The 12781-nt window shown below is 37.7% G+C and carries 11 protein-coding genes; 9 read left to right on the top strand and 2 right to left on the bottom strand.

Annotated elements, in window-relative coordinates; all coding sequences use genetic code 11:
• The first annotated feature begins 114 nt into the window (after positions 1 to 114).
• Both gpmI and ABEG20_RS11785 read left to right on the top strand, forming a co-directional pair.
• The gene (gene gpmI, locus ABEG20_RS11780) at positions 115 to 1638 is read left to right on the top strand and encodes a 2,3-bisphosphoglycerate-independent phosphoglycerate mutase (protein WP_406823541.1); all 1524 of its coding nucleotides are present in this window, start codon (positions 115 to 117) and stop codon (positions 1636 to 1638) included.
• Positions 1638 to 2168, top strand: a complete 531-nt coding sequence (locus tag ABEG20_RS11785) for a hypothetical protein (RefSeq protein WP_406823542.1) — start codon at positions 1638 to 1640, stop codon at positions 2166 to 2168. Before gpmI ends, ABEG20_RS11785 begins: the two co-directional genes overlap by 1 nt.
• A gap of 52 nt (positions 2169 to 2220) precedes the next feature.
• Here the strand turns inward: ABEG20_RS11785 and ABEG20_RS11790 are convergent, their stop codons facing one another.
• Positions 2221 to 2841, bottom strand: coding sequence for a tetratricopeptide repeat protein (locus tag ABEG20_RS11790; RefSeq protein ID WP_406823543.1), 621 nt, complete (start codon positions 2839 to 2841; stop codon positions 2221 to 2223).
• Positions 2842 to 3158: 317 nt separating this feature from the next.
• On the opposite strand from ABEG20_RS11790, the gene lon reads away from it, so the two are divergent.
• Together lon and ABEG20_RS11800 are read left to right on the top strand one after the other, a co-directional pair.
• On the top strand, positions 3159 to 5630 hold the full coding sequence (lon, locus tag ABEG20_RS11795) for an endopeptidase La (protein WP_406823544.1): 2472 nt from the start codon (positions 3159 to 3161) through the stop codon (positions 5628 to 5630).
• 83 nt (positions 5631 to 5713) lie between these two features.
• Positions 5714 to 6664 (top strand): lipid A deacylase LpxR family protein, encoded by a 951-nt coding sequence (locus ABEG20_RS11800; protein WP_406823545.1) that lies wholly within the window; start codon positions 5714 to 5716, stop codon positions 6662 to 6664.
• Positions 6665 to 6869: 205 nt separating this feature from the next.
• Here the strand turns inward: ABEG20_RS11800 and arfB are convergent, their stop codons facing one another.
• Positions 6870 to 7277 (bottom strand): alternative ribosome rescue aminoacyl-tRNA hydrolase ArfB, encoded by a 408-nt coding sequence (gene arfB, locus ABEG20_RS11805; RefSeq protein ID WP_406823546.1) that lies wholly within the window; start codon positions 7275 to 7277, stop codon positions 6870 to 6872.
• 74 nt (positions 7278 to 7351) lie between these two features.
• Here arfB and cmk point away from each other — a divergent pair, with 74 nt between their 5' ends.
• The 5 genes from cmk to ABEG20_RS11830 all read left to right on the top strand — a co-directional run bounded on the left by cmk (position 7352) and on the right by ABEG20_RS11830 (position 12521).
• Positions 7352 to 8032, top strand: a complete 681-nt coding sequence (cmk, locus tag ABEG20_RS11810; protein WP_406823547.1) for a (d)CMP kinase — start codon at positions 7352 to 7354, stop codon at positions 8030 to 8032.
• A gap of 256 nt (positions 8033 to 8288) precedes the next feature.
• On the top strand, positions 8289 to 9119 hold the full coding sequence (locus ABEG20_RS11815; RefSeq protein ID WP_406823548.1) for a DUF1080 domain-containing protein: 831 nt from the start codon (positions 8289 to 8291) through the stop codon (positions 9117 to 9119).
• 48 nt (positions 9120 to 9167) lie between these two features.
• Positions 9168 to 10664 carry a TPM domain-containing protein gene (locus tag ABEG20_RS11820; protein WP_406823549.1) on the top strand — a complete coding sequence of 499 codons (1497 nt, stop codon included), beginning with the start codon at positions 9168 to 9170 and terminating at the stop codon, positions 10662 to 10664.
• 83 nt (positions 10665 to 10747) lie between these two features.
• Positions 10748 to 11404 carry a signal peptidase I gene (gene lepB, locus ABEG20_RS11825; RefSeq protein ID WP_406823550.1) on the top strand — a complete coding sequence of 219 codons (657 nt, stop codon included), beginning with the start codon at positions 10748 to 10750 and terminating at the stop codon, positions 11402 to 11404.
• A gap of 136 nt (positions 11405 to 11540) precedes the next feature.
• Positions 11541 to 12521: an SH3 domain-containing protein gene (locus ABEG20_RS11830; RefSeq protein WP_406823551.1), complete on the top strand. Its 981-nt coding sequence runs from the start codon at positions 11541 to 11543 to the stop codon at positions 12519 to 12521.
• The last annotated feature ends 260 nt before the right edge of the window (positions 12522 to 12781 follow it).

Below are 12781 nucleotides of genomic sequence, written 5' to 3' on the forward strand. Positions count from 1 at the left end.
AGGATTTCTTCATTTGTATAAGCCTCAATAAAGTTATATTTGCCATATAAACAAAACTACAACATGGAATACATGAAAATGTTTTGATATAGATCAATAAATTTTACAATAAAAATGGTAAACGATAAAAAACTCGCGCTGATAATCCTGGATGGCTGGGGCTACGGCAAACAAGATAATTCTGATGCTGCATACGCTGCCAATACTCCTTTTTTCGATTCGTTATTACAAAAATACCCAAATGCTAAACTTGAGGCATCTGGTGAGGCAGTAGGCTTACCAGCCGGGCAAATGGGAAACTCAGAAGTTGGACACATGAACTTAGGTGCAGGCAGGGTAGTTTACCAGGAGCTTGGAAGAATCAACAAATCGATTGCTGACAGAGAATTGCACCATAACCCGGTTTTAGTCAATGCATTCGATTATGCCAAGCAGCATAATAAAGCAGTTCATTTTATCGGCCTGGTTTCGAATGGAGGTGTACATGCACACATCGAACACTTAAAAGCTTTATGCGATGCCGCAAATGAAGCCAATGTACCAAATACTTTTATACATGCCTTTTTGGATGGCCGTGATACAGATCCAAACGCTGGCTTAGGTTTTATTACTGACCTTGAAAACCACATACAAAATTCTAATGCTAAACTGGCAACAATGGTTGGCCGTTACTATGCCATGGACCGCGATAACCGTTGGGAGCGTGTTAAACAAGCTTACGATGTGATGGTTAATGGCGTTGGCGAAAAAACCCAGGATGCTTTAGCCGCCATCAAAAAATCGTATGCGGATGGCATTACAGATGAGTTTTTAAAACCAATCGTTTTAACTCAAGATAATGGTGCTCCTGTAGCCACCATTCAAAACGACGATGTGGTCATCTGTTTCAATTTCCGTACAGACAGGGGGCGTGAGATTACCACAGCTTTAACACAAAAAGATTTCCCGGAGCAGCAAATGCATAAACTGCCGTTGTATTACGTGACCATGACTACTTATGACGAGAGTTTTGAAAAGGTAAATGTAATCTTCACTAAAGATGATTTAACCCAAACCTTAGGCGAAGTATTGGCCAATAATAATAAAAACCAGATCCGTATTGCTGAAACCGAAAAATACCCTCACGTAACTTTCTTCTTTTCTGGTGGCAGAGAGGCTGAATTTGCTAATGAGAAGCGCATTTTAATTCCTTCGCCAAAAGTAGCCACTTATGATCTTCAACCTGAAATGAGTGCGGCAGGCATTACCGATGCCATTACCAAAGAAATGGAAACAGGATGGGCTGATTTTATCTGCTTAAACTTCGCCAACCCGGATATGGTTGGGCATACAGGTGTTTTTGAGGCCGTGGTAAAAGCGGTTGAAACTGCCGATAAATGTGCCGAAACCGTAGTAAACAAAGGTTTGGAAAATGGTTATTCGTTCATTCTTTTGGCAGATCATGGAAACTCCGAATTTATGGTGAATGCTGATGGATCAGCCAATACCGCACATACAACCAACCTGGTTCCTTGTATTCTAATTGATAAAGATTACAAAACCATTGCAGACGGTAAATTAGGAGACGTCGCCCCTACTATTCTAAAAATATTAGGTGTGGCTATCCCAGCAGAAATGACAGGAAACGTTTTAGTCTAATGATCAAAAAACTTTTTATCCCGGTATTTGCTTTGGCATTGTTTTCCTGCAACCAGCGAAAAGAAGCTGAGGCAAATACTGATTTGGTTTATTTCGATATCAAAGGATATTTTGAAAAAGAAATTTCGCGTTTACAAAAACTTAACCCTATAGTAAATAAAACAGTAAGTGTAAATGGGGCGGTAGAAAGCAAAAGTTCAAAAATTGCTGACTGGTCAAAAGAACTAGCCATTTTTGTTAATGCCGATATCAATAAAACATCGTGGAAAGGAAGTTTCAAAACAAAAAAACAAAACGGAGTAGATATTTATACTTCAGATCATAAAAAAATTCCTATTAAAAAGATTTCCATCACCTGGAAAGATAAAAAAGCAGATATCATAGAGATCATTATCGATAATAAAAATATTCTCTACCGGTCTCAGGATACTTTAACATATTGTCCGGATAGCTTATATAGCATCAAAAAACAACAGAAAATCAGGCTACTGAAGGATAAGAAATATTCCGTTATTGGAAAACTGAAATAAAAAAATGGGACCCGAATATATCAGGTCCCATTTTTTATTTGAAAGACTTTATTTATTTCATGCTTGCAATCTGCGCCTTATCGTAAGTTACCCAATCGATAATATCTTTTCTTAATGGCTGTAAGGTTAATACCTTTTGAAAATCAGCAATAGAGTTATTGAACAAAGCTATGCAGGCTGCTTTTTCCTCTTTTTTCTTTGCTTTAAAAGACCTGAAAATTGCATAATCTTTATAAGCCAAGCCACGGTTCTGAAACATCTGCGCATCCTCATCACCATTAATCTCAATGGCTTTGGTAAAATCTTTTAAAGATGCCTGATAAAAGTTTTCGCGCATCGTATTTAACGATTCCTTAGGATCGTTAGCAATTTTTAACCTCGCTATACCCCGGTAATAATATGCCGAAACCTCGGTAGGCTTAATGTTTAACAATCGGCTATAAGTAGCAATACACTTCTCGTATTCGTGATTCTGAAAATAAGAATATCCAAGCATCTGGAGCACGCGTGCATTATCAGGGCTTTTAGCGTCAGCTTTTTCCAATTGCATAGCCGCAGTCCTGTAATCACCTTTCATCATGGCCTGCATGCTTCTTTCGTAATTGGTCTGCGCGAAACTACCCGTTGATATAAAAATCATTAACCCTAAAATCGCTTTTTTTAAATAGTCCATGTATGAGTAATAAGTGTAACAAATCTGACCCCTAACAGAATTTATAGGAGAATTTTTTTGCAATATAATCCTATTCTGATAATTTAAAAGTTTTTAATTTTCTTTCATTAAAAACCAGTTGCCCTAAACATTAGCTTAAACGCAAAATAATGCTTTATATGATATTGGCGAAAATATTTATATTACTCTGCCTTTTTAACATATGATTAATATTATTTTCATTTTGGCACAAGAGTTGAATTTATAAAATGAATACCAAAATTAAACAAATTAAATACGACTAAACTGCCAGTTTGTCGTTAGCGGAAAATGTGATAATGAGTAAACAAGATATATTTGATTTCCAAACAGCAATGCCAATGATAAATGAGGATACAGAGTTTTTTCCTTTAATGTCTCAACAGGACGAAGAGGAAATGAACAATGAGGAAACGCCGGAAACCTTGGCCATATTGCCTTTGCGAAATACCGTTTTATTTCCCGGTGTAGTGATTCCTATTACCGTGGGAAGAGACAAATCGATTAAGTTGATTAAAGAAGCTTATAAAGGGAACAAAATTATTGGGGTGGTTTCCCAAAAAGACGTTTCTATTGAAGATCCAACTTTTGATCAGCTAAACACGGTTGGTACGGTTGCCAATATTATTAAGCTATTGCAGATGCCTGATGGAAATACGACCGTAATTATCCAGGGTAAACAACGCTTCAGTTTAATTGAAGAAGTACAGAACGAACCTTATATTAAAGCAGTTGTTAAAAAGTTTGTAGAACAAAAGCATAAGGCAGATAAAGAGTTTAAAGCCTTGATTGCTTCTATACGCGAGATGTCTGCACAGATTATACAGCTTTCACCCAATATCCCCAGCGAAGCCAGCATTGCGCTAAAGAACATTGAGAGCAATTCATTTTTGATCAATTTCATTTCCTCAAACATGAATGCCGAAATGGCCGATAAGCAAAAAATCCTTGAAATGGATAAATTGCAGGAAAGAGCGCAAAAGGTGATGGAACTTTTGATGGTAGAACTGCAGATGCTGGAACTGAGAAATCAGATCCAATCCAAAGTGCGTACCGATTTAGATAAACAGCAACGCGATTATTTCTTAAACCAACAGCTAAAAACGATCCAGGAAGAACTTGGTGGTAATGCTGCCGATTTAGAATTTGATGCGCTGCAGGAAAGGGCAAAAAAGAAAAAATGGGCACAGGCCGTTGCCGATCATTTTGATAAGGAAATAGATAAGTTAGGCAGAATGAATCCTGCTGCCCCTGATTATTCGGTACAGTTAAACTACCTGGAATTACTTTTGGATTTACCCTGGAACGAGTTTACAAAAGATAATTTCGACCTAAAAAGAGCACAGCGCATTTTAGATAAGGACCATTTTGGTTTAGAAAAAGTAAAGCAACGTATTATCGAATACCTGGCTGTACTAAAACTAAAACGCAATATGAAAGCACCGATTTTGTGTTTGGTTGGCCCTCCGGGAGTTGGTAAAACATCTTTGGGAAAATCGATTGCAAAGGCATTAGGCCGTAAATATGTGCGCATGGCTTTAGGCGGTATCCGCGATGAAGCAGAAATCCGCGGCCATCGTAAAACCTATATTGGTGCCATGCCAGGACGTATCATTTCATCTATTAAAAAAGCCGGGGCAGATAATCCGGTGTTTGTTTTGGATGAGATTGATAAAGTAGGTACAGATCACCGTGGCGATCCGTCTTCAGCTTTGCTGGAAGTTTTAGATCCTGAACAGAACAATGCCTTTTACGATCATTATGTAGAGGTGGATTACGATTTATCGAACATCCTGTTTATTGCGACAGCAAATTCTTTAAGCACCATACAACCTGCTTTGTTAGACCGTATGGAGATTATTGAAGTGAATGGATATACCATCGAAGAAAAAATAGAGATTGCCAAAAAGTACCTGTTGCCAAAACAGAAAGAAAATCATGGTCTGCAGACCAAAGATATTACCATTAAGCCTGCCCTGATTGAAAAAGTAATTGAAGATTACACCAGAGAATCGGGCGTACGTGGTTTGGAGAAAAAAATAGGTTCGCTGGTGCGTGGTGTGGCAACAAAAATTGCCATGGAGGAAACCTATGAAGTAAATTTAACCAACGATGATGTAGAGCGTATTTTAGGTGCTCCTATTTATGATAAAGATTTGTACGAAGGCAATGAAGTGGCCGGGGTGGTAACAGGTTTAGCCTGGACAAGTGTTGGTGGCGATATCTTATTTATTGAATCTAGTTTAAGCCCCGGAAAAGGAAAATTAACCTTGACCGGTAACCTGGGTGATGTAATGAAAGAGTCGGCGGTGATTGCACTAGCTTATTTACGTGCGCATGCTGCAGAATTTGGTATCGATTATACATTATTTGATAATTGGGATGTACATGTACACGTTCCGGCAGGTGCTACCCCTAAAGATGGTCCATCGGCCGGAATAACGATGTTAACAGCATTAACTTCGGCCTTTACGCAACGTAAGGTAAAACAGCATTTGGCCATGACCGGCGAAATTACCTTGCGCGGAAAAGTCCTTCCGGTAGGTGGTATCAAAGAAAAAATCCTGGCTGCCAAAAGGGCCAACATCAAAGAAATTATTCTTTGCAAGAGCAACCGCAAAGACATTTTAGAAATTAAGGAAAGTTATATCAAGGATTTACAATTTCATTATGTAACCGAAATGAGCGAAGTAATTGATTTGGCATTAACTAAAAATAAAGTAAAAAAACCTTTAGATTTAAGTATTAAAATTGCTCCGATTGTAAACTAATTTATAATCTTTTCGCAGAGAACAATCAAAAATCCAATTACAATAAATACTTTTATAGTCCCGATAATGATCGGGACTTTTTTATGAAATCACTTTTATTTGCACTGGTTTTTTGTTCGGTTGTATCAACCGGTTTTGCCCAATCTTTTAAAAACGAATTTGGTTTTAAAACCGAAAACGATGCTTATCTGGCTACTTTAAACGACCGTTATTACACGAACGGCTTATTTATTTATTTCCGCAGGGCACTTAATACCGAAAAACTATCGGATAAGATCGAAAAGAAAACTTATGAAATTTCTGCCGGACAAAAAATGTATACCCCTTACTGGGGCCAGGTGCCAAAAAAGGAAGATCAGGACCGGCCTTTTGCAGGTTACCTGTATGCAGGTGGTGCATACTCCGTTTTCTATAAAAATGAAAGTGTGTTAAAAACCAGTGTGGAATTGGGAACAGTTGGTCCTCACTCACTTGCGCAAGCTGCGCAGCGATTTCTCCATAAAACCGTTGGCTTTTATACTCCTGCAGGTTGGGATTACCAAATTAAAAATGAACTGGCCGTAAATCTGGCTGCCGATTACAGTAAATTACTTTTTAGACCTGAAGATCCAATTGTAGATATCAGTGCACAAGGCTATGCCAATTTGGGTACCACTTTTTCGGGTTTAGGTACATCAGTACTTTTCAGAGCTGGTAAAATCAATCAATTGTTCAATAGTGCTTACCATCATGCGGTAATTGGAAATTCAAAAACCAAAAGCTTAAATAATGCCGAGTTTTTCTTTTACGTAAAACCGCAGCTCAATTTCGTAGCTTATGATGCCACTATACAGGGCAGTCTTTTCAACAATGACAGTCCGGTAACTTTTGGCGTAAAACCAATCGTTTTTGAACAACAGTTCGGGGTGAACTACAGTTCAAAAAGATTTACTGCCGATTTTAATGTGATTTTTAAAACAAAAGAAGTTAAAAGTGTGGCCAAAGCACAGAATTATGGTGGTTTAAGCTTGTATTATCGATTTGGAAAGATTTAGGTTAACTGTTTTATTGTTAATATTGCTGGATAGTTCATTGCCCAAAGCGATCGTCATGCTGAATTTATTTCAGCATCTCTCTTGTTATATAGACCCTGAAATAAATTCAGGGCGACGACTCTTGTAATGTCAGATATTGCTATCCGACATTATAAATCCTTCACCAGTCAAAAGATCACAAATTTATTTGAAAAATGCTAGGCCTTTAAAAACCAATAATTTTTCGGTTTCTCTTCTTTTCAGCTGTTGAGGCCTTATTCTTTAATCTTTTTTCGATAACGCCTTTAGGGATTTTGGTTGGTTTTCTTTTTTTCTGAACCATCAATGCTTTCTTTAACAGATCGATCAGCTTGACGATGGTTTTTTCTTTATTGAGCAGCTGGCTCCTGTCCTCCTGCGAAACGATATGCAGCAAGCATTCACTATCCAGACGGTTTTGTAGTTTTTCTTTAAGCCGTACTTTTTCCTCATCAGTAAAATAAGCAAAGGCTTCTACATTAAAAACAAGCTCTACCTTACTCGAAACCTTATTTACGTTCTGGCCGCCTTTACCACCACTACGCGACGTTTTAAAAATGGCTGATCGTAAAATTTCTTCTCTGCTCGGTAACATGCGGCAAAAATATAAAGAATATCGATCTAAAAAAAGTTAGCAAACCCATCGGCTTTTTTTACCTTTGTAGCAGAATGAAGAAAAACTTGGTTATAGCAATTGACGGCTATTCATCTTGCGGAAAAAGTACATTAGCGAAAGCACTTGCTAAAAAATTAGGTTTCATTTATGTAGATAGCGGGGCCATGTACCGTGCTGTTACCCTATATTTTTTGCGCAATAATATTGATGTAAGCAATGATACCCAGGTTAAAGATGCTTTACAACACATTGAACTAAATTTCCATTCTCGCGATTATGAATCGCATATTACCCTTAATGGCGAAGAAGTCTCAGATGAAATTCGTTTGATGCCGGTTTCAGAAAATGTGAGCGAGGTTTCTGCACATAAAATTGTTCGCCATGAAATGGTGAAACAGCAACAACGTATGGGAAAATCGAAAAACATTGTAATGGATGGCCGCGATATCGGCACCACCGTTTTTCCGCATGCACCTGTAAAGTTCTTCATGACCGCCGACCCTAAAATCAGAGCTGAACGAAGGTTTAAAGAGCTGGAAAGTAAAGGCAATAATGCAACTACTTTAGAAGAAGTGTTTGAAAACCTTGCCCATCGCGATTACGCCGATACCACCCGTAAAGAAAGTCCGTTGGTTAGGGCCGATGATGCCATTATTTTAGACAATACCGATCTTACACAGCAGGAACAATTGGATTTTGCGCTGGAGAAAGTTAATCCGTTTTTAGTTCATTAGTCAGTAGTTCACTGGTCATTAGTTCATTGGTCATTGATTCATTAGTCATTGGTCATTGGTTCATAGATGATTAACATTGACAAATTCTGAAAAAATCGTCGTCATCTCGACTGTAGCGAAGCGTAATGGAGAGATCTATCGGGATAGATTTTATTTCGCAGATATTCGGATTACTTAAATCCCTGCCCAAAGCTATCCATCAAACTTTAACTTCAGAAAAAAATTCATATTTTTAGCACATAACCCAAATGTTGCTATGAAATTAAAATCAATTTACCTTACTGTATTATTTCTATCCCTTTTTATTTTAAATGTAAATGCCCAAAAAGGCTGGATCAACCTCTTTAACGGAAAAGATTTAAAAGACTGGAATATTAAAATTGCCAAACACGACTATAAAGAAAATTACGCCAATACATTTCGGGTAGAAAATGGTGTAATTAAAGTAAGTTATGATGGATATAATGAATTTGACCAGCAATATGGTCATATCTTCTATAAAAAACCTTTTTCTGCCTATCTATTAAAAGTAACCTATCGTTTTGTTGGCGTTCAGGCCAAAGGTGGCGAAGGCTGGGCAACCCGAAACAGTGGTGCCATGTTGCATTGCCAGGATCCGGCAACGATGTTGAAAGACCAGGATTTTCCAATTTCTATCGAAGGACAGATTTTAGGTGGAGATGGGGAACATGAACGCCATACCAGCAATGTATGTACACCTGGAACACTAATTAACTATAACGGTAAATTATTTACGCCACACTGCCTGGATTCTAAATCGAAAACTTATGCTGGCGACCAATGGGTAACTGCAGAATTTTTAGTTTTAGGTGATTCTGTTATCAAACACATTATAGCAGGCGAAGTAGTTTTAGAATACACCAAACCTCAAATTGGTGGCGGCAACGTTTCTAATTTCGACCCTAAAGTTAAAATAGACGGTAAAGCCTTAACATCAGGTTATATATCATTACAGAGCGAAAGCCATCCGATAGAATTTAAAACAGTAAAGCTTTACGATTTAGAGCCTTACCTAAAAAACAAGGCAAAACTAGACAAAGTATTGGCAAAAATATTAAAAGAGTAAACCATATTGGCAACTGTTTGTTAAATGATGATGCTATAAATTTACACGATGCTCACCAAACATTTAATCAAACCTCTTACCCTTTTCATTTTCCTTTTTTTAAGCCATTTCGTTGTTGCACAAAGGGCTTATCAGGTAAAAGATATTCCCGACCCTAAAAAAAATGGAGGCGGCTACGTTAGCGACCCTGATAAAATTTTGGGTACTGAGGCTGTTGTACAACTCAACAATACCATTGCCGATTTCGAGAGTAAAACCAATGTACAAGTGGCAGTGGTGATGGTTAGCGATTTCGATCATAATAAAGAGGATTTCGACTTTGCTTATGAGCTCTTCAATACCTGGGGAATAGGTTCAAAAACCAGTAACAATGGTTTGTTGTTATTTATATCGAAGGAGCGCCGTAAATACAGGTTTATTACGGGTACCGGTGCAGAAGGTGTTTTACCTGATGTAAAGCTTAAACATATTGCCGAACAGAACCTCTTGCCTGCTTTTAGAGAAAATGATTTTGCGACCGGAATTTCCAATACCATTAATGCCATTGGCGAGATTATCTTAAAACCCGAGCACAAATCGGAGCTCAACCAATTGTTCACCCAGCAGGATAACAATAATGATTTGGAAAATTTCTTACTACCTGCCGGGATAATCATCCTGCTTTTTTGGGGTGCATTCAAAATGGTGAACCGGCAGGCTAAAAATGCAATAAAAGATAAAACCCAATCTGATGGGAACCAATATGAAAAAATTGGAAAAGGCTGTGCGGTGGCGATGATGATTACTTTTATAACGGGCTTTATATTCTTCTGTTTTGGTGGAATGGAATTAGTTGAAAAAATAAGGCCAAAAGATGCTCCGGTTATTCTGTATGTTATTTTGGCTCTTGTCCTTCTCGGCAGGTACCTTTTCCACATTTCAGCATTACGAAGAATACATTATGACGATAAAAACTTTTTTAATTCGGTAAGTAGTTTTCATAAAAAGAATTTTTGGCTGATTATTTTTTCTCCCTTCATTTTAATCAACATAATCATCTATTTATTTAAAACGGTTAAGAACATTAACCGTTTTAAAGCAGTGCTGGATAGTAAGGGACAGGAAATGGTGCGTTTGGACAGGGATATTAATATGGAAGGCGAACCTTTTTTAACGAAGGGCCAACGTATAGAGGAAATAGTAAAAGCCTATGATTATGATATCTGGGAAAGTGTAGATCATCAGGAGCACATGATTAAGCAATGGCCGGCAGAAGCTTACAATAGCTATACCGAATGTCCTGATTGTTATTTCAGAACCTATCAACTTAACAAACAGGTCACCACTAAAAAGGCTACCTACAGTCATGAGGGGCAAGCAAAAATAATAAACGAGTGTAGCTGCTGTAAAAAAACAGAATTTATTAAATGGATTACATTAGCCATGTTGGTTGACTCAAGTTCGTCATCCGGCTCCTCTTCATCAGGCAGCAGTTCATCATCTTCATCATCAAGCAGCTGGGGCGGTGGCAGCAGCAGCGGTGGCGGTACAGGGGGCAGCTGGTAATTTAGCTTTAATTCAACTTCACAGGCACATCAAATTAATAAAATATGATTATTTTGTTGGCTTGATTTAAGCGCTTTCTAAATATGAAAAAAATAATTTTTATCTGTGCAGGTTTCTTTATACTCTTAGTATGTGTATGGATCGGTATCAGGGTTTTTGGTATTTTCAATACCTATAAAAATGCCTCATCAGCCAATGAACCCAATATTGCCGTTAATCAGATCGTAATGGCTTCAAATTTAAAAGAAGCGAAAAAAGGTGGCCTTATTGTAGTGAAAGCAAATGGAGTGCCTTGTATTTATAGACTTTGTGCTGCTGAAGGAGATCAGATCGAAATTAAAAAGGGCGAAGTTTATTTAAACGGTAAAATAATGATTCAAAATTACGACACCAAACACAGCTATAATTTCAGTAACGAAATCTATAACGAACTTATTGATTCAGGGAAGATACAACCCGGAGAAACTATGTATGCTATTGGAAACGAAATTCATATGGAGATTATCGATGCGATAGCTAAGAAGGCTAACATATATCAATATAAAGAAGTAAAAATGCCTGTGTACCGTGATGAGGAAATTGAACAAAAATGGTCAAATAGGTGGAATGCGGATAATTTCGGCCCCGTACTGGTTCCAGCAGACAATCTCTTCGTTCTTGGAGATAATAGAAGTAATGCTCGAGACTCTAGATATATTGGTTTTATCAATAAAAGTGAGCTACTGGGCGTAATATTATAAATGTTGCGATTTTGTGCTTTTTTCAAACTTATAACGACCTATTAAAAGTATTTTCTAATTTTGAAACACTTAGCACGGTGTTTGCTTATAGTGTGTTTTCATTTACCTATTAAACTGTTCGCAGAATCTTATACTTATGACTAGAATTTTCTTCCTCCTTATTGCGCTTTCTTTTTTTGCTGACCGTTTAAATGCACAAGAATTGTATCGTGTTAAGGCCGACCAACTGCGTGTAAGGGAAAGCAGCGATCCGAAAAGTAAAGTTATTGGAAATGTAGCTCAAAATGAAAACATTACAGTTTTGGATGCCAATAATGCGAAGTTTTACAAAGTAAAATTTAAAAACCGCGAAGGCTGGGTAAGCAAAGATTTCGTTGAAAAAATTGCACCTGTAGCCAAACCTACAACTACTCAGTCTACGACTGCGCAGCCCGATGCTGCTCCTCAAACGGCAACAAGCGCCGACATGTACCGGGTAACTGCCGACGATTTAAGGGTTAGGCAACAAGCTGATCCAAAAAGTAAAATTGTTGGATACCTGCCTAAGAATGAAAATGTTGCCGTTATCGATTCTGCTAATACCAGTTTCTATAAAATTAAAGTGACCAATGGCGAAGGATGGGTGAGTAAAGAATTTTTGGTCAGGATTTCTCCGGTAAAAGCAAAAGTTGAAAAAACAAATATTGCTGCATCTGTACCGCAGGAGAAGAAAGATTACACGAACATTATCTTTTTCGCCGTAGTGGCCCTGATACTCATTACCATATTATATTTTTCGATTAAATATGCCAGTGGCAACAAATTTTTGATCGGTTTTTCGGCAATCGTGATTCTGGTAATAGGCTATTTCTGTTATATTACTTTTATACAGGCCAAGCTGGTAGCGGGAACCTTTGCAAGCAATGAAGATATCCAGTACAAATCTTTTAATTTTAAATCTAAAGATTCAGTAACCGTTACCGATGCCTATACCGATTCTGTTTTCACTTCTAAATATGTTATTGAAGGGGACATGATCAAACTTTATGATCAGCAGAACACCATTATGCTATTGATCAGAGATGATAAAACACTAGTTGGTGAGGGTTTTACAAGAGGGACGTTTACGAAAAGATAGAAGTTTATCATTTTAGATGCTGAAATAAATTCAGCATGACGACGCGCTTTATTTCTATTCTTCGTTCTGAACTTGTTTCAGAATTTTTTAAAAGTCCTTCGACAGGCTCATGATGACAATATTTTTTATTTTCACCTTAACTTAATAAATCATTTCCCAGGAACGTTTGGTTGGTATTTGTGCACAGCCCCTGATTGTTAAACCTGATAGAGCGGTATAGCCCGGAGCGCAGCGAGGACTATAAGCGATAGCAGGACTGC

This window comes from Pedobacter sp. KACC 23697 (genome assembly GCF_045348445.1).
Taxonomy (GTDB): Bacteria; Bacteroidota; Bacteroidia; order Sphingobacteriales; family Sphingobacteriaceae; genus Pedobacter.

What these genes read in the sequence shown, in the direction of transcription:
- gpmI (WP_406823541.1), top strand. Translation starts at nt 115, where the DNA reads ATGGTAAACGATAAAAAACTCGCGCTGATAATCCTGGATGGCTGGGGC.
- ABEG20_RS11785 (WP_406823542.1), top strand. Translation starts at nt 1,638, where the DNA reads ATGATCAAAAAACTTTTTATCCCGGTATTTGCTTTGGCATTGTTTTCC.
- ABEG20_RS11790 (WP_406823543.1), bottom strand. Translation starts at nt 2,841, where the DNA reads ATGGACTATTTAAAAAAAGCGATTTTAGGGTTAATGATTTTTATATCA.
- lon (WP_406823544.1), top strand. Translation starts at nt 3,159, where the DNA reads ATGAGTAAACAAGATATATTTGATTTCCAAACAGCAATGCCAATGATA.
- ABEG20_RS11800 (WP_406823545.1), top strand. Translation starts at nt 5,714, where the DNA reads ATGAAATCACTTTTATTTGCACTGGTTTTTTGTTCGGTTGTATCAACC.
- arfB (WP_406823546.1), bottom strand. Translation starts at nt 7,277, where the DNA reads ATGTTACCGAGCAGAGAAGAAATTTTACGATCAGCCATTTTTAAAACG.
- cmk (WP_406823547.1), top strand. Translation starts at nt 7,352, where the DNA reads ATGAAGAAAAACTTGGTTATAGCAATTGACGGCTATTCATCTTGCGGA.
- ABEG20_RS11815 (WP_406823548.1), top strand. Translation starts at nt 8,289, where the DNA reads ATGAAATTAAAATCAATTTACCTTACTGTATTATTTCTATCCCTTTTT.
- ABEG20_RS11820 (WP_406823549.1), top strand. Translation starts at nt 9,168, where the DNA reads ATGCTCACCAAACATTTAATCAAACCTCTTACCCTTTTCATTTTCCTT.
- lepB (WP_406823550.1), top strand. Translation starts at nt 10,748, where the DNA reads ATGAAAAAAATAATTTTTATCTGTGCAGGTTTCTTTATACTCTTAGTA.
- ABEG20_RS11830 (WP_406823551.1), top strand. Translation starts at nt 11,541, where the DNA reads ATGACTAGAATTTTCTTCCTCCTTATTGCGCTTTCTTTTTTTGCTGAC.